This is a genomic window from Streptomyces sp. MMBL 11-1, assembly GCF_028622875.1.
Classification (GTDB): domain Bacteria; phylum Actinomycetota; class Actinomycetes; order Streptomycetales; family Streptomycetaceae; genus Streptomyces.
Genome location: NZ_CP117709.1, coordinates 262,926 through 283,357, shown reverse-complemented (window position 1 = coordinate 283,357; position 20,432 = coordinate 262,926). Strand labels below are relative to the sequence as shown.

Annotated in this window: 21 protein-coding genes; 9 read left to right on the top strand and 12 right to left on the bottom strand. The window is 72.3% G+C overall.

Annotation, left to right across the window (positions count from 1 at the left end; genetic code table 11):
- Positions 1–177: 177 nt before the first annotated feature.
- The gene (locus tag PSQ21_RS01225; protein WP_274028511.1) at positions 178–1,224 is read right to left on the bottom strand and encodes a PRC and DUF2382 domain-containing protein; all 1,047 of its coding nucleotides are present in this window, start codon (positions 1,222–1,224) and stop codon (positions 178–180) included.
- A 227-nt stretch (positions 1,225–1,451) separates the two neighbouring features.
- Here PSQ21_RS01225 and PSQ21_RS01220 point away from each other — a divergent pair, with 227 nt between their 5' ends.
- Positions 1,452–2,213, top strand: a complete 762-nt coding sequence (locus PSQ21_RS01220) for an adenosylcobinamide amidohydrolase (RefSeq protein ID WP_397992172.1) — start codon at positions 1,452–1,454, stop codon at positions 2,211–2,213.
- Between the two features lie 137 nt (positions 2,214–2,350).
- Here PSQ21_RS01220 and PSQ21_RS01215 read toward each other — a convergent pair whose 3' ends face one another.
- The 5 genes from PSQ21_RS01215 to PSQ21_RS01195 form a co-directional block, all read right to left on the bottom strand.
- On the bottom strand, positions 2,351–2,836 hold the full coding sequence (locus PSQ21_RS01215; protein ID WP_274035600.1) for a thioesterase family protein: 486 nt from the start codon (positions 2,834–2,836) through the stop codon (positions 2,351–2,353).
- Between the two features lie 98 nt (positions 2,837–2,934).
- Positions 2,935–3,942, bottom strand: a complete 1,008-nt coding sequence (locus PSQ21_RS01210; RefSeq protein WP_274028510.1) for a 3-hydroxyacyl-CoA dehydrogenase NAD-binding domain-containing protein — start codon at positions 3,940–3,942, stop codon at positions 2,935–2,937.
- An 80-nt stretch (positions 3,943–4,022) separates the two neighbouring features.
- Complete coding sequence (locus tag PSQ21_RS01205; protein ID WP_274028508.1) at positions 4,023–4,916, bottom strand: 3-keto-5-aminohexanoate cleavage protein; 894 nt, start codon at positions 4,914–4,916, stop codon at positions 4,023–4,025.
- Between the two features lie 147 nt (positions 4,917–5,063).
- Positions 5,064–5,978 carry a TetR/AcrR family transcriptional regulator gene (locus tag PSQ21_RS01200; RefSeq protein ID WP_274028507.1) on the bottom strand — a complete coding sequence of 305 codons (915 nt, stop codon included), beginning with the start codon at positions 5,976–5,978 and terminating at the stop codon, positions 5,064–5,066.
- A gap of 155 nt (positions 5,979–6,133) precedes the next feature.
- The gene (locus tag PSQ21_RS01195) at positions 6,134–7,015 is read right to left on the bottom strand and encodes an RNA polymerase sigma factor SigF (RefSeq protein WP_274028506.1); all 882 of its coding nucleotides are present in this window, start codon (positions 7,013–7,015) and stop codon (positions 6,134–6,136) included.
- Positions 7,016–7,680: 665 nt separating this feature from the next.
- On the opposite strand from PSQ21_RS01195, the gene PSQ21_RS01190 reads away from it, so the two are divergent.
- The 6 genes from PSQ21_RS01190 (at position 7,681) to PSQ21_RS01165 (ending at position 14,852) form a co-directional block, all read left to right on the top strand.
- A complete protein-coding gene (locus tag PSQ21_RS01190; protein ID WP_274028504.1) occupies positions 7,681–8,436 on the top strand; it encodes a GNAT family N-acetyltransferase in 756 nt (251 codons plus the stop codon).
- Between the two features lie 186 nt (positions 8,437–8,622).
- Positions 8,623–9,897: a PP2C family protein-serine/threonine phosphatase gene (locus PSQ21_RS01185; RefSeq protein ID WP_274035599.1), complete on the top strand. Its 1,275-nt coding sequence runs from the start codon at positions 8,623–8,625 to the stop codon at positions 9,895–9,897.
- 145 nt (positions 9,898–10,042) lie between these two features.
- Entirely contained in the window at positions 10,043–10,759 is a 717-nt protein-coding gene (locus PSQ21_RS01180) for a TetR family transcriptional regulator (RefSeq protein WP_274028503.1), read from the top strand.
- Positions 10,756–11,568, top strand: a complete 813-nt coding sequence (locus PSQ21_RS01175) for an SDR family NAD(P)-dependent oxidoreductase (protein ID WP_274028502.1) — start codon at positions 10,756–10,758, stop codon at positions 11,566–11,568. Before PSQ21_RS01180 ends, PSQ21_RS01175 begins: the two co-directional genes overlap by 4 nt.
- Before the next feature lie 69 nt (positions 11,569–11,637).
- Positions 11,638–12,678, top strand: a complete 1,041-nt coding sequence (locus PSQ21_RS01170) for an NAD(P)-dependent alcohol dehydrogenase (protein WP_274028501.1) — start codon at positions 11,638–11,640, stop codon at positions 12,676–12,678.
- A 380-nt stretch (positions 12,679–13,058) separates the two neighbouring features.
- The gene (locus PSQ21_RS01165) at positions 13,059–14,852 is read left to right on the top strand and encodes an ABC-F family ATP-binding cassette domain-containing protein (RefSeq protein WP_274028500.1); all 1,794 of its coding nucleotides are present in this window, start codon (positions 13,059–13,061) and stop codon (positions 14,850–14,852) included.
- Here PSQ21_RS01165 and PSQ21_RS01160 read toward each other — a convergent pair.
- The 4 genes from PSQ21_RS01160 to dhaK form a co-directional block, all read right to left on the bottom strand.
- Complete coding sequence (locus PSQ21_RS01160) at positions 14,816–15,319, bottom strand: NUDIX domain-containing protein (protein ID WP_274028499.1); 504 nt, start codon at positions 15,317–15,319, stop codon at positions 14,816–14,818. The two genes, PSQ21_RS01165 and PSQ21_RS01160, sit on opposite strands and share 37 nt — an antisense overlap.
- Positions 15,320–15,385: 66 nt before the next feature.
- Positions 15,386–15,796 (bottom strand): PTS-dependent dihydroxyacetone kinase phosphotransferase subunit DhaM, encoded by a 411-nt coding sequence (locus PSQ21_RS01155; protein ID WP_274028497.1) that lies wholly within the window; start codon positions 15,794–15,796, stop codon positions 15,386–15,388.
- Positions 15,793–16,404, bottom strand: coding sequence for a dihydroxyacetone kinase subunit DhaL (gene dhaL, locus PSQ21_RS01150; protein WP_274028496.1), 612 nt, complete (start codon positions 16,402–16,404; stop codon positions 15,793–15,795). Before dhaL ends, PSQ21_RS01155 begins: the two co-directional genes overlap by 4 nt.
- Positions 16,405–16,508: 104 nt before the next feature.
- Positions 16,509–17,501 (bottom strand): dihydroxyacetone kinase subunit DhaK, encoded by a 993-nt coding sequence (gene dhaK / locus PSQ21_RS01145; protein WP_274028494.1) that lies wholly within the window; start codon positions 17,499–17,501, stop codon positions 16,509–16,511.
- An 844-nt stretch (positions 17,502–18,345) separates the two neighbouring features.
- Between dhaK and PSQ21_RS01140 the strand changes: the two genes are divergently transcribed.
- Positions 18,346–18,525, top strand: coding sequence for a hypothetical protein (locus PSQ21_RS01140; protein ID WP_274028493.1), 180 nt, complete (start codon positions 18,346–18,348; stop codon positions 18,523–18,525).
- A 70-nt stretch (positions 18,526–18,595) separates the two neighbouring features.
- Here the strand turns inward: PSQ21_RS01140 and PSQ21_RS01135 are convergent, their stop codons facing one another.
- Both PSQ21_RS01135 and PSQ21_RS01130 read right to left on the bottom strand, forming a co-directional pair.
- Positions 18,596–18,754, bottom strand: a complete 159-nt coding sequence (locus tag PSQ21_RS01135; RefSeq protein WP_274028491.1) for a hypothetical protein — start codon at positions 18,752–18,754, stop codon at positions 18,596–18,598.
- 66 nt (positions 18,755–18,820) lie between these two features.
- Complete coding sequence (locus PSQ21_RS01130; protein WP_274028490.1) at positions 18,821–19,600, bottom strand: ArsR/SmtB family transcription factor; 780 nt, start codon at positions 19,598–19,600, stop codon at positions 18,821–18,823.
- A gap of 56 nt (positions 19,601–19,656) precedes the next feature.
- Here PSQ21_RS01130 and PSQ21_RS01125 point away from each other — a divergent pair, with 56 nt between their 5' ends.
- On the top strand, positions 19,657–20,352 hold the full coding sequence (locus PSQ21_RS01125) for a flavin reductase family protein (protein WP_274028489.1): 696 nt from the start codon (positions 19,657–19,659) through the stop codon (positions 20,350–20,352).
- Positions 20,353–20,432: the final 80 nt, after the last annotated feature.

Here is a 20,432-nt window from a genome sequence, read left to right as displayed (position 1 = left end):
CGAGGTCATCACCGAGGATGTCCCCGCGGCCCGTGCGGTCGCCCCGCCGGACAGCCCGCCGGACAGCCCGCCGGACAGCCCGCCGGACAGCCCGCCGGGCGGGCCCGTTGAACGAGCCCGCCCGGCGGCCGAGGACGTGGGAGCGGCCGTGTGGCCACCTGACTGAGGACGTGCGCGTCAGCGGCGACGCCCCTGGCCGAACTCGCCACCGGCGTCCTTGCCCGTGCCCATGTCCTTGCCGTCCGCGTAGTCGATCTTCTCCTTGCGGACCTCGGCGGAGACTTCCTTCTGCTCGGTGACCCGGTTGGTCTCCAGCCGGACCCGCTCCACCGGCACGGCCTCCTTGCGTACGGTGGCGCGCTCCGCGTGCAGCGTGACCTCGACGTCCTGCTCGCCGAAGTCCGTCGTCCCGGTGGTCTTCTCACCGGGCCGGAGCGGTTCGCGGACCACCCGGACCTCTTCGTGGGACACGGGCACGGTCCGGGTGACCTCCTCGGTCACCACGTACTTGTGCAGCCGTGCCCTGCCGCTCTCGTACTCCTCCTTGCCGACGTGCAGCTGCTCCTCGGAGCGGATCATCTCCTCCCGGCCGCCCATGTCGGCCGACCGGGACGTGCCCGCGCCGGCGCCCGCCATCGGGCGTGCCGTGGTGGAGGCGTCCGTGTCGCGGTGCCTGCCCGTACCGCTGCCTGCTCCTGCCATGCCCGCTCCCGTCGTTCCCGCACCGGTGGTCCCGGCGCCCGTGCCCGCCTTCCCGGTCGCCTTCGCGCCGGGGGCCGTTCCGGTGCCACGGGCCGCGCCCGCCGTGCCGGCGGCGCCCGCCGCACCCATCGCACCGGTCCCGGCGACGGTCGGCGCGTCCATGCCCGCCGACCGGTTCTCACCGAGATTCCCGCCGGATTTCCTGGTCAGGCCGTAGTGCCGGTACAGCTCCTCCTCCTCGGCCACGGAGAGGTGCGCGTCCGCATCGACGCGCGGAGCGTCCTTGACGCTGTCCTTCGGATGCGCCACGTGCAGGTCGGAGCCCACCCGACGGGCTCCGGCGAGCGGAACGAAGCTCTCCTTCATGCCGAACAGGCCGGTTTTGACCGTGACCCAGTCGGGCTTGCCGGTGTCGTCGTCGACGTACACCCGGCCCACACTGCCGACCTTCTCGCCGTCGTTGTCGTACACGGTCAGACCGTCGAGTTCTCCGGAATCCGTGAAACCGTCAGCGGCTCCCATAACCGATTCCTCCTCTCGGGCACGCCCTGTGGGTGGCTCCACCAGAGGTGGCGCGTCCGGATTCCATCGCGCCTCACCCGCATGGACGCTGCAACCGGCCGCCCGCCCGGATCAGGGCTCCCGGAAGCCCGGTGCGGGGCCCCGGGCCCGTGCCACGGCACTGTGCCGCCCTGGAACCCGTTAGGCCAATCGGGTGAGATCCCGGGTCCCGATATGATCGGCGGACCGTGACGGCCGAAGGCCGGACCACCGCCGACCCGCCGAGCCACCAGGGGTGCGCCATCTCTTCCGTACGCCTCCGGCCGCCCGCGCAACGCGGCGAACTGCGCGACCGGCACGAGGACGGGCACCGGCTCCACCAGCTTCTATGGCGGCTGGGACCCGGCGTCCGGGTCTGCAGCAGCGCGGTCCTCGGCGGTGGCATCGGCCCCCGGGGCTGGATCCTCAACGCCCAGGTTCCCGGTGGCTACCCGCGCCTCGACCCGGACCGACACCTCGCGGAGATCGCCGCCGCGGAGGGGCTCACCGGGCCGGGCGCCGGGCTGATGACCGCTGCCGACGTCGGCGCGTACACGACCGGCCACGACGGTGGTGTCGCCGCGACCGTCACCACCGGCCTCGGAGTACGGGGCTGGGCGGCGGCCCCCGACACCGTCACCCGGGCGGCGCCGCACCGGCCGGGCTCCGCGGAAGCGCCGGAGCCCCCGTTCCGGCCGGGAACGGTCAACATCGTCGTCACGCTGCCCGTCGCGCTCTCCGACGCGGCCCTCGTCAACGCCGTCGCCACCGCCACGGAGGCCAAGGTCCAGGCCCTCCTGGACGCCGGACTCGACTGCTCGGGCACCCCCACGGACGCCGTGTGCGTAGCCGCCCCCGAACCGGGGCCGGACGGCGGGGTGCCCTTTGCCGGACCCCGTTCCCCCTGGGGCGCGCGGATCGCCCGCGCCGTGCACACCGCCGTACTGGCGGGAGCCCGCACGACGGTGTGACGGGGCTCGGTCGGCTCGGTCCACGGTCACCGGATGCCGCACCACGGCGTCGTACGGGCGGAACCCCCGGGTCGCGGGCGGCGGGCACCGGTCGTCTCCGCCCGGAGGGTCCGCCGCCCGCCCGGGGCCAGGACGGCTCAGCGGGCCGCCGGGACCTCGGCGATCGAGCGGCCCGCCCACGCGGGCGCCGGCTCGACGAGCGCGGCCAGCCGTTCCCGGACGGAATCCGGGAACGGGGCGGTACGGCCCGCCCGCTGGTCCACGTGGAGCGCCAGTAGCTCGCTCGTCGCCACCGGCGTGGCCTCCGGCTCCGGGAGGCCGTCCGGTGCGCCGACCGCGTACATCTCGTGGCTGAAGCGCGCCTTCTTCGCGTCCACTCCCAACAGGCGGGTGCGGACGGCCAGATGGGCACCCTCGGCCACGTCGCGGAGATAGCGCAGATGCGACTCGACGGTGTAGAGCGAGCAGCCGGTGCTCTCGCGGTATCCGGCGTGCAGACCGGTCTCGATCATCATCGCGTCGGTGGCGTACCCGAAGACCAGGACGTAGAACGCCTCGCTCATGTGGCCGTTGTAGTCGATCCACTCGGGCCGTACCGTCCGGTGGACCAGGGGGAGCGCCATGGTCTCCTCGGCGGCTGCGGTGTGTCCGACGTCCGCGGTGCCCAGGGGGCCGGTGGTGTCCGCGCCCGCGATGTGCTCGTCGGGCGTCCGCTGCTCGCTCATCGGGTCGCCTCCTCGGCGGTCAGGGGCAGGCGGCCCGTCGCCCGCAGGACGTCGATGACGCCCCGGTCCCGTTCGGCGACCAGATCGGCGATGCTCCGGCCGTCCGCGGCCTCCTCACAGCCGGCCACCACCGCCTCGTAGAGCGTACGGTCCAGTTCGGGCGCTTCGAGCCGGGTCCAGGGCGACTTCAGCGACGGGCCGAAGTGGTCGAGCATGTGGGCCATCCCGCCCTCGCCGCCCGCGAGCGCGAAGGTCAACATCGGTCCCATGACCGCCCAGCGGAGCCCGGGGCCCTCGGTGATCGACGCGTCGATCTCGGCCACCGTGGCCTCGCCGTTGGCGACCATGTGCAGGGCTTCGCGCCAGAGGGCCTCCTGGAGCCGGTTGGCGATGAAGCCGGGCACCTCGCGGTCCATGGTGATCACGGACTTGCCCGCGACGGCGTAGAAGCGCGAGGCCCAGTCGACCGCGGCGGGTGCGGTCCGTTCACCGCCGACGACCTCGACCAGGGGGATGAGGTAGGGCGGGTTGAAGGGATGCCCGACGACGAGTCGGCCGGGGTCGGCGGCCTCCGTCTGCATGTCCGTCATCGGATAGCCGGAGGTCGACGAGGCGATCACCGTGCCGACGGGCGCGGCGGCGTCCAGCCTGGCCAGCAGGTCACGCTTCAGGTCCAGCTTTTCGGGGGCGCTCTCCTGGACGAACTGGGCGTCGGCCACGGCCTCTTCGAGGGTCGCGGTGACGGTCAGCCGGTCCTGCGAGGCTCCGGCGGCCAGGCCGAGCCGCTCCAGGGCGGGCCAGGCGGCGGCGATGAGCCGGCGCAGCCGGACGGCCGCGTCGGGGGCCGGGTCCCAGGCGGTGACGTCGTAGCCGCGGGCGAGGAAGTGGGCCGCCCAGCCTCCGCCGATCACCCCGGCCCCGACACACGCCACACGGCGTACGTCCTCCGGGGCACAGGGGGCGGCGGGGCCGTCGGGCGCGGCGGCAGAGGGGGTGACAGTCACGGGCGGTACTCCAGAAGGGTGGGGTGGGGGGAGGGGACGAACGGGGGAGGGGGGGAGGGGGAGGTGGAAGGCGTGCGTGGTCAGGCGCGCGGGCGCAGGCCGAGCTTCGCGCGTGCCTCGTCGGGCGTGGCGACCCGGGAGCCCAGGGATTCGGTGATCCGCACGGCGCGCTCCACCAACTGGCCGTTGGTGGCCTTGACGCCCTTGCCCAGATAGAGGTTGTCCTCCAGGCCGACCCGGACGTGTCCGCCGAGCAGGATCGACTGGGCGGCCCAGGGCATCTGCATCCGGCCGAGCGAGAAGCTCGCCCACTGGGCGCCCGGCGGAAGCATGTTGACCATCGCCTGGAGGACTCCCGGGTCGGCGGGCGCGCCCCACGGAATGCCCATGCAGAGCTGGAAGACCGTGGGGTCGTCGAGCAGCCCCTCGGCGAGGAGCTGTTTGGCGAACCACAGTTGCCCGGTGTCGAAGATCTCCAGCTCGGGCCGGACCCCGAGCTCCTGGATGCGCTTCGCGCCGGTGCGCAGCATGTCGGGGGTCGAGACGTAGAGGTTGCTGCCGTCGCCGAAGTTGAGCGAACCGCAGTCGAGGGTGCAGATGTCCGGCAGCAGGTCCTCCACGTGCGGCAGCCGTTCGAGACCGCTGACCAGATCGGTGCCCGGCAGCTGACGGAGCGGGGCCTCCGGGTCGATGACGAGGTCCCCGCCCATTCCGGCCGTCAGGTTGATGACCACATCGGTGCCGGTCTCCCGGATCCGCTCGACGACCTCCCGGTAGAGCCGCGGATCGCGGGAGGGCGCGCCGCTCTCCGGGTCGCGGACATGGATGTGGACCACAGCGGCCCCGGCGCCGGCGGCCTCGACGGCGGAGGCGGCGATCTGCTCGGGCGTCACCGGGACATGGGGGCTGCGGCCGACGGTGTCGCCGGCTCCGGTGAGGGCGCAGGTGATGATGACGTCCTGGTTCACGGGCATGCGGGAACGTCTCCTCTCGGGGAGTGCGGGGAGTGAGTCCGGGGGAATGAGTCCGGGGGAATGAGGGGGGTCCGGGTAGTTCGGGGATTCGGGAAGTTCGGTTCAGGGGTCAGGGGGTACACGGGATGTACGGGGCGGGTGCGGGTGTCAGCCGGGCGCGGGTGCCATCAGGCAGTCGTCCACGTGGGCGATGAGCGCGTCGTGCATCGCCTGTGCATCGGTGCCCGGGAGGCCGGGTTCGGTGGCCAGGACCTGGGAGGCCAGTCCGTCGATCAGCGCGGTGAGGGCGAGGGCCGTGCTCTCCGCGTCGACCGGACGGAACACGCCTTGTTCGACGCCGCGACGGATCACGGCGGCGACCGTTCCGCGCCACTGGCGGTAGTACTCCACGTGGAGCCGTCCGACCGTGGTGGACCGGGCGGCCTCGGCCCACAGGTCGAGCCAGACGCACCACTGCCGCCGCTGCTGTTCGGTGCGGGGCGTCTGGAGCTCGATCAGCAGCCGCAGCTCGTCCCCGGCGTGACGGGTATCGGCCGTGGCGTCGGCACGACGGCGGGTGTCCTCGTCCATGCACCAGCGGACCGCCGCTTCGAGGAGTTCGTCACGGCCGGGGAAGTGGTAGTGGATCGCCGCCGTGCTGGTGTGGCAGGCCGCGGCGATGTCCGCGACCCGGACGGAGTGGAAACCACGTTCGGCGATGAGCCGGACCGTCTCCCGCACGATCTGCAAGGGCCTGCCGCCCTCCGGTGAGGGGACGGGCGGGCGCGAGGGAGACGCGGAGCGCGTGGTCGACGGCGTGGACGCCGCCCGGAAAGGCCCATCGCCCGCCGTCCCGGCAGTCGTACCTTCCGCGCCGGTCGTCGTACCGATCAGCCGACTGACGTCCACGCCGCCGATGTCCGCGATCCGGGCCAGTTCGGCGGCGGTGAAGCGCCGTGTGCCGTTCAGGGAACGGGACAGCTTCGACGGATCGATGACGATCCGCCGCGCGAACTCGCGCGCGCTCACCCCCGTCGCGTCGATCACCTGCCGGACCCGTGCGGCCACCTCGTCCTGCTGCATGGTCAGCCACCGTAGCCATGTGTTGAGAAAACCTCAACATCAGCGGACGTAGACCCCCAACGAGCAGAGCGTTGCGGTTCTGACTGATGCATCAGTCAGAACCGCAACGCTTCGTCACCCGCTCTCCGCCGCCCAAACGGGGTGGCTCGCGACCGTCACTCCTGGACGAGCATGCCGTTCCGCAGCTTGCCCAGCATCCGGCTCAGCAGCCGGGACACATGCATCTGCGATATCCCGAGCTCCGCCCCGATCTGCGCCTGGGTCATCTCCTGGCCGAAGCGCATGTCGATGATCCGGCGTTCCCGCTCGTCCAGTTCGCCCAGAAGGGGCGCGAGTGCGTGGAGATTCTCCACGGCCTCCATGGCGGGGTCCGGCTCGCCCAGCACATCGGCGAAGGTCCGCCCGGCGGCCTGGCGGGGCCCGCTCTCCGCGCTGTCGGTCGGCATGTCCAGGGAACCCGCCGTGTAGCCGTTGGAGGCGACGATCCCCTCCGTGACCTCGGACTCCTCGATCCCCAGGGTCTCTGCCAGCTCCCGCACCGTGGGGTCCCGGTCGAGGTCGCCCGCCAGGGACTCCTTCGCCTTGGCGAGGTCGACCCGAAGCTCCTGGAGGCGCCGCGGCACGTGCACGGCCCAGCTCGTGTCACGGAAGAACCGCTTGATCTCCCCGACGATGTACGGCACCGCGAAGGAGGTGAACTCGACCTCCCGCGAGAGGTCGAAACGGTCGATCGCCTTGATCAGCCCGATGGTGCCGACCTGGATGATGTCCTCCATGTCGCCACTGCCCCGGTTGCGGAAGCGGTTGGCGGCGAAGCGGACGAGGGACAGGTTCATCTCGATGAGGGTGTTGCGCGCGTACTGGTACTCGTGCGTGCCCTCCTCCAGGACCTGAAGGCGGTCGAAGAAAGGGCGTGAGAGCCGGCGCGCGTCGAGCGGAGCGATCTTTCCGGCATCCTCGATCCACGGAAGTTCCTCGGTGGCGCCCGCCTGCTCCGTACCCGCCGTCTGCGCGGTCTGCGCGGTCTGCGCGGTCATGTCGCTTCACGCTCCCTGGTTCGTAGGCCCTGAGGTCTGTTCGCCTTCCCAGGGGTGCGGGTCTCATGCGTGGCGGAAGGAGTTGGTCCGGTCGTGCGGTACGAGTTGACCCGAAATGGGCCGGGTTCGGTGCTGAATCACCGTCACCCGGGCGGCGCCGACCGAGGGGGAGTCGAGGGGGACCCGAGGGGGAGCCGAGGGGGAGCCGAGGGGGCGCGCGAAGGAGGCGGGTGAGGAGGCGCGCGAAGGAGGCGCGGGAAAGGTGCGCGCGAAGGAGGCGCGGGAAGGGCGCCGGCAATGAATGCGCAAACAACCGCCCCACCGGTACGGGGGAGCCCGGTGGGGCGGTCGCCACCAGAGTGCCACAGCCAGGGGGCCGTTGGGGGCGGACCGGCTCTTATTGGCCTACGGATGAGTCGATTTCGCCGCTCGCCGGTGCGGGCGCCCGTCAGGGCATCGGGGCGTCGGGGTGCCGTAGGGCCGACGGCCCCGGCGGTGCCGGGCCGGACGGCCCGCGCCCCGGTGATCGCGGCGCCATGAACAGATGGGCCCGGCGGAATACCTGTCGTATCCACCGGCTTTTCCTGCCTGGCGGGTGCGCCGCTCCCGACCCCGATGACCCGCTGCCGAGAACCGCGCGGGACGGAACGAGAACGAGGAAGACCATGCCCCAGAACCACGCCATGAGCCGTACCCGGATCGATGCGCCTTCCCCGCTCCACCCGTTGGACAACCCCATCCGGTCCTCGCTCACCGGCCCGCACGCGCACTTCGCCGAGAGCCGGGGGCGGATCCTGCGCTATCCCGCCGAGGTCACTCCCTGGCTCGCGCTCCCCGACGCCCCGGACGCCCCGGACTGGGCCGATGTCGCGGCGCTCGCCGGGCCGGGCGGTTCCGTCGCCCTGGCCGCGTTCCAGGAGCCGCCGCCACGGGACTGGGAGATCGTCTTCCGGGCCGAGGGCGTCCAGCTGGTCGACGCGTCGGTGGACGCCGCGCCCGATCCGGAGGCGGTCCCGCTGGGCCCCCGGGACGTGCCGGAGATGCTGGACCTGGTGGCACGCACCCGCCCCGGCCCCTTCCTGCCGCGCACGGTCGAGCTGGGCACGTATCTGGGAATCCGCCGGGGCGGCGCCCTGGTCGCGATGGCGGGGGAGCGGCTGCACCCGCCCGGCTGGACCGAGATCAGCGGCGTCTGCACGGACGAGTCCGTTCGGGGGCAGGGGCTGGCGAGCCGCCTGCTCCTGGCGGTCGCGCACGGGATCCGGGAGCGCGGTGAGACTCCGTTCCTGCATGCCGCCGCCGCCAACACCGGGGCCGTCCGGCTCTACGAGTCCCTCGGCTTCCGGCTTCGCCGCCGTACGGAATTCCTCACCGCCCTCGTCCCCGCCACGGTCCCGTCGGCCGGCGGGACCGGGACGTGAGGCACTCCGCGTACGGGACCGGAGTCCGGGCCGGAAGTCCCGTGCGGGACCTTCGGCAGCCGCTCGGGGCCCTAAGCCCTCCTGCGCGGACGCCCGCCACCCGGTCAACTGGAAGGACCGGCCGCAACCGCGGGCGGCACCGGAAGATCAGCGGGAGGACAGGCCGTGCCCATGAGGTTGCTGGACATGGCGCAGAAGCGGAACGGGGTACGGCACCGAGGCGGTGGTGTGCCCGGTGCGGACGCGGGCGTCGCGGCGGTGTCCCAGAGCCGGATCGGCAACTGGGCGCTGGCCGGCGGCCTTGCGCTGCTGACCGTGCTGGTCGTGCTCCTCGACGACACGACCGGCGACGACCTGCGGGTCGTGCCGCTGCTCGTGGTCGTCCCCGCGCTGGCCTCGGTCTACTGCAGCCTCCGCCAGACGATCTGGGTCGCGGTGTGGATCACCACGGTCGTCGTCGGGTTCCGGGTCGGCGCGGACGGCACCTTCTGGGACTTCGTCTTCGGCATCGGATTCGCCGTACTGGCCTGTGCTCTCGGGGTCGCCGCCTGCGCGGCGCGCATCCGGCACGGCACCGAGATGGCGCGGCTGCGGTCCGCCGCCGTCGCCCTGCAGCGCCAGATCCTGCGGCCGCTGCCGCTCGCGACCGGTGACATCTTCGCGGACGGGCTCTACGAGCCGATGGAGGAGGACCGCTTCGTCGGCGGAGACATCTACGAGGTCGTCGAGTCGCCCTACGGAACCCGGGTGATCATCGGGGACGTCCAGGGCAAGGGGCTCGCGGCCATCGGCGCCGGATTCGCGGCCATCGCCGCGTTCCGTGAGGCGGCCATCCGTGAACCCACGCTGACGGGAGTCGTGGACGCGCTGGAGGACGCCGTCGTCCGGCACAACGTGTTCTCCGCCCAGACCGGTGAGGCCGAACGCTTCGTGACCGCGCTCGTGCTCGGGTTCGACGAGGGGGGCCGGGTGGCGGCCGTGAACTGCGGACACCTGCCGCCGCTTCTGCTGCACGACGGCCGGGCCTCGGCCGTCACGCTCCACCGGACGTACGTGCCCCTCGGCCTCGCCGGCCTCAGCCAGGAGACCCGGACGACCGAATCCTTCGACTTCCCGCCGGGCGCGACGCTCCTCGCCGTCACCGACGGGGTGACCGAGGCCCGCGACGCCGCCGGCGCCTTCTACCCGCTGGACGAGCGGATCGGGGCCTGGGCCCGGCACGGACCGCGCGAACTGCTCGACGCGCTCCACGCCGATCTGGAGGACTTCTCCGGAGGCGTCCGGCGCGACGACATCGCCGCGCTCGCCTTGCGGCGCGCCCCCGCCGGCAGCGGGCGGCCCGCCGTTTCCAGCGACGCGGTTCCTGGTGTCACCGCTCTCCAAGACCCGGTTCCCGGTGTCGCCGTTCCCCGCGATGCCACCGACGCGGGCGAGGGCGAGCGGCGGACCGCCGCGGTCTGAGCGCCGCGTCCGCGTCGGCCCGGCTCTGGGCCCACCCCAGGGCCGGGCCCAGAGCCACCCCCACGGCCGGGCCCTCCGGGCAGCCCCCTGATGTCCCTACGAGACGAATGTCGCGTAGGGACATTTTCAGGTGTACGGTGCACGTATGACTCCGGAACGGAAGATCCCGGAACGGCGCAGCCGCAAGGCGCGCCGCACCCGCGACACCCTGGCCCAGGCCGCGTTCGAGCTGGTGCTCGACCGGGGACTGCGGAACGTGACGGTCGAGGAGATCGCGGAAGCCGCGGACGTCGACCGCCGCACGTTCAGCCGGTACTTCCCGAGCAAGGAGGCCGCCGCCCTCGACTCCCTGCGGGGCGACGGCGACCGCATCAACGCGGCCCTGCGCGCCCGCCCGGCCCCGGAACCTCCGCTCCTCGCCTACCGGCGGGCCGTTCTCGACTGGCTCGCCGATCCCGGGGCGGAGCCCTGGCACCGCCGCCCCCGGATCTTCGACCTGCTGGTCGTCGCCGAGGAGGAGCCGACTCTCTACGCCGTCTTCCATCACATCCGGGTGGACGCACAGGAGGACTCGGTCGCCATCGTCGCGGACCGGCTCGGCGTCGACCCGCGGCGGGACATCCGGCCCGCCGTGACCGTCGCCGCGGGAGCGGGAGCGCTGCTCGCCGCCCAGGCCGCCTGGGTGCGCGGAGGGCAGCCGGACGCCCTGCCCGGACTGGTCGCCGAGGCGTTCGACGCGCTCGCCGCCGACCTGCTCGGCGAGCCGCGCCTCGCTCCGGGCCGGCACAGCGGCGCTCCGGAGCAGCACACCAGCACCACCAGCACCACAGAAGAAGCAGAAAGAACCGAGGCAACCTCATGAGCACCGAGACGAGCACCGAGCACAGCTCCACCCCCGCGGCCGAGGCGAAGGCCGAAGCCCGGGCCGAGTTCGCGGGCCGCACCGCCCTCGTCACCGGCGGCGCCTCCGGCATCGGCCTCGCCCTGGCCCGGCGGCTCGCCGCCGGCGGCGCGGCTGTCGTCGTCGCCGACTACGACGAGGAGAGCGCGCGCAAGACCGCGGCCGAGCTTGAGAGCACCGGAGCCAGGGCCGCCGCCGTCGCGATGGACGTCACCGACCCGGCCTCCGTCGAAGCGGGGGTGCGGTTCGCGGTGGACACCTTCGGCGCCCTCCACCTGGCCGTCAACAACGCCGGCATCGCGGGCCCCAGCAGTCCCACCGGCGAGTACCCGGTCGAGGACTGGAACCGCGTCGTCGCCACCAACCTCAGCGGCGTCTTCCACTCGATGCGCTACGAACTGCCCGCCATCGTCGCGGCGGGCGGCGGCGCGATCGTCAACATGTCCTCCATCCTCGGCACCAACGGCTTCGCCGGGTCGCCCGCCTACGTCGCGGCCAAGCACGGCGTCGTCGGCCTCACCAAGACCGCCGCGCTCGAATACGCCGGGCAGAACGTCCGGATCAACGCGGTCGGCCCCGGCTTCATCGACACCCCGCTCCTGCGGGACACCGACCCGGAGGCCCGCGAGCACCTGATCTCCCGGCACCCGGCCGGACGGCTCGGCACCGCCGAGGAAGTCGCCGAACTCGCCGCCTTCCTGCTCTCGGACAAGGCTTCCTTCATCCACGGCAGCTATCACCTGGTGGACGGCGGCTACTCCGCCCCGTGACGGAGCCCGAGTGGCGCGCGGGGGACACGGGGGCGACAAAGAGAGTCAAGAGAGAAGCGAGGAGACCTCATGAAAGCCGTTCAGTACCGAGCCGTCGGCGCCGCCCCCGAGGTGGTCACCGTTCCGGACCCCGAGCCCGGCCCCGGCCAGGTCCTGCTGAAGGTCACCGCCGCCGGTGTCTGCCACTCCGACATCGCCGTGATGAGCTGGCCCGCCGACCAGATCCCCTTCCCGCTGCCCCTCACCCTGGGACACGAGGGTGTCGGCACGGTCGCCGCCCTCGGCGACGGCGTCGACGGCTTCGCCCCCGGCGACTCCGTCGCGGTGTACGGGCCCTGGGGCTGCGGCACCTGTGTGAACTGCGCCGAAGGCAAGGAGAACTACTGCCTGCGCGCCAAGGAGCTCGGCATCATGCCGCCCGGACTCGGCGCACCCGGCGCGATGGCCGAGTACATGATCGTCGACGACCCCCGTCATCTGATCCCGATCGGCGACCTCGACCCGGTGAAGACGGTGCCCCTCACGGACGCCGGACTCACCCCGTACCACGCGATCGTCCGCTCGCGGGCGAAGCTGGTGCCCGGTTCCACCGCCGTCGTCATCGGCACCGGCGGCCTCGGCCACGTCGCGATCCAGCTGCTGCGCGCCATGACGGCCGCCCGGGTGATCGCCCTGGACGTCACCGAGGACAAGCTCGCCCTGGCCAGGACCGTCGGCGCACACGAAACCGTCCTCTCCGACGAGAAGGCGGCCGCCCGCGTCATGGAACTGACCGGCGGACTCGGCGCGCACGTGGTCCTCGACTTCGTCGGAGCACCGCCCACCGTGGCGACCGCCGGAGCCGCCGCCCGCGTCGACGGCGACGTCACCATCGTCGGCATCGGCGGCGGCGCGCTCCCGGTCGGCTTCGGGGCCCTCCCGTACGGCACCAACGTCAGCGCGCCCTACTGGGGCTCGCGCAAGGAACTCGCCGAGGTCCTCGACCTGGCCCACGCCGGGGCGGTCGACGTGCACGTGGAGACGTACTCCCTCGACGAGGCACCGCTCGCCTACGAGCGCCTCCACGACGGCAGGATCAACGGCCGGGCCGTCATCCTCCCGGGCGGCTGAACCCCTCCCGCACCCGCGGCTGGACCCCTCCCGCACCCGCGCTGAACCTTCCCGTTCTCGCGGCTGAACCCCTCCCGCACCCGGCGGCGACCTCCGGCTCCTCCTCCCCGCCGCCGGGGAGGAGGGCGAAAAACTCCCGACGCCGGGGGCCGGCCGCCGTTAGAATGGCCGGCATGGGTTCGTACCGCTACTACTTCTTCCGCTGATTCCCGGCCCGGACGGCCGCAGCGCGCCACACCGCGCGTCCCTCTGAGACGCCCCGGTGACGTCGACGTCACCCCGCGCGCCCGCCGCCGTCCCCTCCGCCGTCCGGCATCCACGCCCCGCCGCCGCGCCTCCGCGCGCGCCTTCGCGGGCCGTCACCCAGGGAAAAGGCACCCATGCACCCCCAGCGCGACCGCGCTCAACTTGCCATGAAGGACGTCTCCAAGGCGTACGGGGACCGATCCGTACTCGACCAGGTGACCCTCACCGTCCGGCCCGGTGAGAAGACCGCCGTCATCGGCGAGAACGGCTCCGGAAAGTCCACCCTGCTCCGGCTGCTGGCCGGAGTGGAGCACCCGGACACCGGGGAGATCACCGTCCGCTTCCCCGGCGGCACCGGCTATCTCGCCCAGACCCTCGACCTCGGTCCGGCCGACACCGTGCAGGACGCCGTCGACGCGGCCCTCGCCGAACTGCGCGACCTCGAACACCGTATCCGTGAGGCGGAGGCCGGCCTCTCGGACCGCGAGCCCGGCGACGCGGGGCCCACCGACGCGGAGCTCGCCGCGTACGGAGACCTCCTCACCGCCTACGAGGACCGCGACGGCTACCGGGCGGACGCCCGCACCGAAGCGGCTCTGCACGGCCTCGGTCTCGCCCACCTCACCCGCGACCGCGCGCTCGCCACGCTCTCCGGCGGCGAGCAGTCCCGCCTCGCCCTCGCCTGCGTCCTGGCGGCCGCCCCCGAACTGCTGCTGCTCGACGAGCCGACCAACCACCTCGACGCACGCGCCGTCGGCTGGCTGGAGGACCACCTGCGCGCCCATCGGGGCACCGTCGTGGCGATCACCCACGACCGGGCGTTCCTGGAGCGCGTCACCTCGGTGATCCTGGAGGTCGACCGGGACCTGCGCACGGTCACCCGGTACGGGGACGGCTGGGACGGCTACCGCACCGCCAAGGCCGCCGCCCGCCGCCGCTGGGCCCAGGAGCACGAGGAGTACCTGACGGACCTGGCCCGCACCGAGGAACTCGTCGAAGCGGCCGGGGCGCGGCTCGCGGCCACCGGGAGAGACCCGAAACAGGGCTTCGGCAAACACCGCCGCTCGCACGAGGCCAAACTGTCCGGCCAGGTCAGAGCCGCCCGGACCCGGCTGGACGCCCTGCGCAGGTCACCCGTGCCGCCCCCGCCCCGCCCGCTCGCCTTCACCGGCCGCCCGACCGTCACCGACGGGACCGGTACGGCGGGCCCTGACGAAACCGCTGCCGGGACCGGTACGGCGGGCCGCGACGGAACCGCTGCCGGGGCCGGCGTGGCGGACCGCGACGGGACCATGCCCGTGACCGGCGCGGCGGGCGGCGCGAGGTCCCTCGTGGAGCTGGACGACGTCTCCGTCGGGGACCGCCTCCGCCTCCCCTCCCTGCGCGTGGAGTCGGGAGCCCGCCTTCTGGTGACCGGCGAGAACGGGGCCGGGAAGACCACCCTGCTGCGGGTCCTCGCGGGAGACCTCACCCCCGACGCGGGCACGGTCACCCGCCGCGCCCGCATCGGCTACCTCCCGCAGGAACTGCCCGCGCGCCCGACCCGGCGCACCCTGCTCGCCACCTTCGCGGCGGGCCGCCCCGGCTTCCCCGACGAGTACGCCGACGAACTCCTGGCCCTCGGCCTGTTCCGCCCCGAGGACCTCGACGTGCCCGTGGCGTCCCTCTCCGTCGGTCAGCAACGGAGGCTGGCCCTGGCCCGTCTGGTGACCCGACCGGCCGATCTGCTGGTACTCGACGAGCCGACGAACCACATCGCGCTGAGCCTGGTGGAGGAGCTGGAACAGGCCCTCGACCAGTACCGGGGCGCGGTCGTCGTCGTCTCGCACGACCGCAGCTTCCGGGCCCGTTTCACCGGCGACGTACTGGAACTGCGGGCAGGCCGCCCGGCCTACGCGTCGGGGGAGGCGGCCGTCCCGAGCACCTGAGCGCGCAGCCGGCCGACGAACACCCGCTGGCCGACGATCAGCCGCTCGGCGGCCAGCTCCGGCGTGCACCAGGCGAACCGGTCCATCTCCGGGAACTCCCGCTGCACGCCGGACCCGCGCGGCCACTCCATCGAGAAGGTCCCGGGCACGACGGACGTCACGTCCAGCTCCGCCTCCAGCGCCCAGACGGTCACCGTCTTGCCGCTGCGCTGCCGTGACTCGCCCAGCGCGATCCACTCACCCGGCGGGACCGGCACGCCCAGCTCCTCCACGAACTCCCGCCGGGCGGCCGTCTCCGCGTCCTCCTCCGGTCCGTACTCGCCCTTCGGCACCGACCAGGCGGCCGTCTCCCGTCCCGCCCAGAACGGACCGCCCATGTGCCCGATCAGCACCTCGACATCCCGCTCGCCCACGCCCTCCACGACCCGGAAGAGAAGAAGCCCCGCACTGCGCCTGCCTGTCGACATGTCGTCAGTCTGCTGCGGCGCGGTGCGGGGCGCCACGCGGGCCCCGGCATGATCCGGAAGGAGGCGCTACGCCTTGCGGTAGCCGTACGCCTCCGAGGCCGCGGCCTCCACCGCCGCGAGGTCGCCGCCCGCCGAGGCGGTCACCACGGCGGCCACCGCGCCCTCCACGAACGGCGCGTCCACCAGCCGCGTGCCCTCGGGCAGCTCATCGCCCTCGGCGAGCATGGCCTTCACCGTGAGGACCGCGCTCCCCAGGTCCACCAGGACCGCGACACCCGCACCCCGGTCCACCGAGGCGGCGGCCCGGCCGATCAGTTCCGCGCTCGTCCCGAGCCCGCCGCCCGGCAGCCCGCCGGCCGGGGCCACCGGCGCGGTCACACCCCCGGCTGCCAGGCCCCGGGCCAGCTCGGCGACCGAAGCGGCGACCGCACCGCTGTGGGAGACCAGCACGATGCCCACCTGCCGTTCGCCGCTCACGCGCCCGCTCCGTCCGCCGCCGTCGCCGCCAGGGCCTCGACGAGCAGCGCCGCCGAGGTCGCGCCCGGGTCCTGATGCCCGATGCTGCGCTCGCCGAGATAGCTGGCCCGGCCCTTGCGCGCCTGCAGCGGCACCGTCGCCCCGGCGCCCGCACGAGCCGCCTCCGCGGCACCGTCGAACGAGGTGGCGAGCGCCTCCGCCGCGGGCAGCAGCGCGTCGAGCATCGTCTTGTCCCCGGCCTGGGCGCCGCCCAGCTGCCCCACCGCGGCGACCCCGGCCGCGAACGCCTGGGCGAGCTGGTCCTGCGTCACCTCGCCCTCGTCCCCGAGAGCCTTGCCCGTACGGCGCAGCAGGGTCCCGTACAGCGGTCCGGACGCCCCGCCGACGGTGGAGATGAGCTGCCGCCCGGCCAGGGTGAGCACGGCACCGGGGGTGGCGGGGGCCTCCTTCTCCAGCGCCGCTGTCACCGCCGTGAAGCCCCGCTGGAGGTTGCTGCCGTGATCGGCGTCCCCGATCGCCGAGTCCAGCTCGGTCAGATGGTTCGCCTCGCGCTCCACGGACGCCGCGACAGCGGCCATCCAGCGGCGGAAGAAGTCGGTGTCGAGCACATGATCTCCTGTTCCTCGGTCCCACCCGGACCGATCGTCCCGGCGGCACGGGCTGTACGGTCGCCCCCCCCGGGCCCCGCACGGTCACGGAACCCGGTCGGGGCTCAACAGCCCCAGCGGAGCGCGGCCGTCCGCACGGGCGCGTCCCACAGGCGCAGCAGCTCCTCGTCGACCTGGCACAGCGTCACCGAACAGCCTGCCATGTCGAGCGACGTCACATAGTTCCCCACGAGCGTACGGGCCACCGGGACACCCCGCTCGGACAGGACCCGATGGACCTCGGCATGGAATCCGTACAGCTCCAGCAGCGGTGTCGCCCCCATGCCGTTCACCAGCGCGAGTACCGGGCCGGTGGGGCGCAGGTCCTCCAGCACCGCGTTCACGGCGAAGTCGGCGATCTCCCCGGACGTCATCATCGGCCGCCGCTCACGCCCCGGCTCCCCGTGGATGCCGATACCCAACTCCAGTTCCCCGGCCGGCAGATCGAAGGTGGGGCTGCCCTTGGCCGGAGTGGTGACGGCGCCGAGCGCCACCCCGAAGCTGCGCGAGGCCCCGTTCACCTGCCGCGCGACGGCGGCCACCCGCTCCAGCGGAGCGCCCTCGTCCGCCAGGGCTCCGGCGATCTTCTCGACGAACAGCGTCGCTCCCGTACCGCGCCGCCCGGCGGTGAACGTACTGTCGCTCACGGCCACGTCGTCGTCCACCACCACCTGGGCGACCTGGATCCCCTCGTCGTCGGCGAGCTCGGCGGCCATCTCGAAGTTGAGCACGTCACCGGTGTAGTTCTTGACGACGAACAGCACGCCCGCCCCGCTGTCGACGGCTGCCGCAGCCCGCAGCATCTGGTCCGGCACGGGGGAGGTGAACACCTCTCCGGGACAGGCGGCCGACAGCATCCCGGGACCGACGAACCCGGCGTGCAGCGGCTCGTGCCCCGAACCGCCCCCGGAGACGAGGCCCACCTTCCCCGCCACGGGCGCGTCCCGCCGTACGACGACCCGGTTCTCCACATCGACGGTCAGCTCGGGATGCGCGGCCGCGATGCCCCGCAGAGCATCGGCGACCACGGTCTCGGGAACGTTGATGAGCATCTTCATGCCGATCTCCTGGTGAGCGTAGTAGAGGGCTTCGCGACCTGCGTTTTTCCAGGTCAGTAAGGGTGTATCCAGTTGTGGATCTTGGCGGTCAGCGGCGGCTTGCCGCGCCTTGTGGCGGTACTGATGCCGCCTGGTTGCTGCGCATTGTGACTGCTCGTCAGCTTATGGGTGCGGCGCTTTTTGATCTTGAGGGACGGCTTTTGGGTACTCCGACGTGATGATGCCAACGTGGCGTGGCCGATGCCACCGCGAAGGCGTCCTGAAAGCCCCAGGCTCAAACGGCGGAGCCTGAGATCGCCGGCCTGGATCGGGCCGAAGGCGTGTGACGCATGGAGCAGTATCTGAAGCTGGGTGCATAACCACCGTGGCCTCCGGAGAGCCGCCTGATTTCACCGTTTCGGTCAACCTGGAGGTTCGCGGTTTCCTACGCGAAGGCTCGGTCGGACTCGTCATCGTGGAGTGCTGCGGCCTTTCGGGACGTATGGCCGGGGCGGTGGGAAACTCTCCCCCAACGGCAGTGCGGGCTGAAGAGCATGCCACCTTGGCCGTTAGCCCCTGTGGGAGCGGACCGCTCCGTTGTTGCCGAGGATCGCACAGGAGACGGCATCCACCACGCCGTATCCACCATGCATAACCTCGCTATGGCATGCTCAACCACCAGGTCAAACACCACTTCGACCTGCCCGCGCTTGCCCTTCTGCAACGACCTTTGGGGCTGTTTTCTTGGTCGGAGTTGGGCCCAGCTGAGGATCGCGGCGAAGCCGGGGTGCCGTTCGCCCGTCTGCAGTCCTCGAACGGAGAACCAGGTCGCCTGGACTGACGGCCCGTCCGGAAACTCACACGCATGATGATCGCCGTGATCGCCGACAACGGCGCCTTGGTCGCGCTGCAACGCCGTTATGGCTTCACCGGCGTGGGCCGGCTGTCCGGCGTCGGCCACGAGCAAGACCGCTGCATCGACACCTTGCTGATGCAAGGAACGCTCGGCCGCGCAGCGGCGGGCACCGCAGGTCTGAATCAGTGACCTGCGAAGTACGGGGCTGGCGAGCCGGCTCTCCTCGAGATCCGGCCGAGCTCGGCGAGAGTCTTCACCTTCAGCTCGGCGCGGAGCCGAGGGCGAACATGAAGCGCGGGGTGGGGTACTTCGGGGCGACCTTGCCGCCGCGGGTGCTGCAGGCGCTTCCCGCAGAAGCGGAACAGGTGGGGTAGTCGAACTGCTCGACGGCGGAGGCCGGTTCGGCGAGCTGGAACATGTCGCAGAACCTATCGCGAGGGGCATGGTGCGAATGCTGTTTTGCGAGAGGTTGTGAGAACGAAGATCAAGGGCAGAACGGATGTGGTCGGGCGAGGGTCCGAGGTATCTCAGGACTACCTTTCTGCGAAAGGAGTCCATCGGACAGGCCGAGATGACGGCGGAGTGCCTGTCGGCCGAGGAGGGTGACTGCGACGGCGCGCGTGGTTCCTATGGAAGTGATCCAGCCCGTGTCGAACGCGTGACGGCACAGGGCGGCGCCGACGGCGCCGGCCAGGTGGGGGCGGCGTTCGGTCCAGTCCAGGCACGACCGTACCGATGGTCGGCGCGTGCCGGTCGGGACGGTGATGCCGAGATCTTCGAGCCAGGTCGCTCCGGCGCTGGTGAGCCCGAGTCCGCGCTCCAGGTCCAGCAGCCTTCGGTCGAGCATCGCATCGGTGATGGCGACTCCGACGGTCCCGGCGAGGTGGTCGTAGCAGGTACGGGCGTGGGTGAGGGCCTGACGGCGGCCAGACGCCGACAGGGAGCGGGGTGCCGGGGTGCGCTCGGGTGCCATGGAGGCGAGGCTCTCGATCAGCTCGGCTACGTGCGGACCGGCCAGACGCACGTAGCGGTGGCGGCCCTGCCGTTCCTCAGCCAGCAGGTTTCCGCGGACGAGCGCGTGCAGGTGCTCAGTCGCGGTCGAGGGCGCCACCCCCATGTGACGCGCCAGTTCCGTCGCTGTCCAAGCCCGGCCGTCGAGCAGGGCCAGACAGAAACCTGCCCGCGTGCCATCGGCCAGAAGCTTTGCCACGGTAGCCAGGCCCGTACCGGCTACATGTGCACGCTGCGTGTCCATGCGGTCCATTGTCCCCTATGACACTTCGGCCCCGGCCGAAACGACCGGACCTTAGCCTTCTGGCCATGAACACGGCACTCCCCAGCACCCTGCCCGCACAGACAGTCGCCTCCCACCTGGAGATCGAGCCGAGCATCCTGTACTTCGGGACGCCGGTGGTGCTCCTGTCGACAGAGAATCAGGACGGCTCGTTCAACCTTGCCCCGATATCATCCGCCTGGGCCCTCGGGAAGACGGTTGTGATCGGACTGGGCCGTGAGGGGCAGACCGCGTACAACCTCGGCAGCCGCCCCGACCTGGTCATCAACCTGCCGGCCCCCGCCCAGTGGCCGGCCGTGGAGCGGCTGGCGCCACTGACCGGCCGGGATCCAGTGCCCTGCAGCAAGCCCGAGGGCTGCCGCTTCGAGCCCGACAAGTTCGCCGCCGCAGGCATGACCAGCGAGCCCTCCCATCGGGTCCGGCCGCCTCGCGTCGCCGGATGCCCGATTCAACTGGAGGCCCGTGCCGAACGGGTACAGCCGGACGTCTCCGGGGACTTCGTCATCGTCGAGGCAGTCGTGTGCAAGGTGCACGCCGACTCCCGGATCGTCGTTCCGGGCACCGACCACATCGACCCCGCCGCATGGAGTCCCCTTATTTACAACTTCCGCCACTACTTCGGACTCGGCCCGGAACTCGGTCACTCCTACCGCACCCAGACACCCCGCAGATCCGAGGGGCCTGCCGCAGAGCCCGCCCTCGCCGGCTCCGCGACCCACTGAGATCAGGCGGCCTGGCCGAAGCCGATGGCTGCAGGGCCCTGGCCCCGCAGCGGAGTGAAGCCGACGTCCAGGGCGTTGTG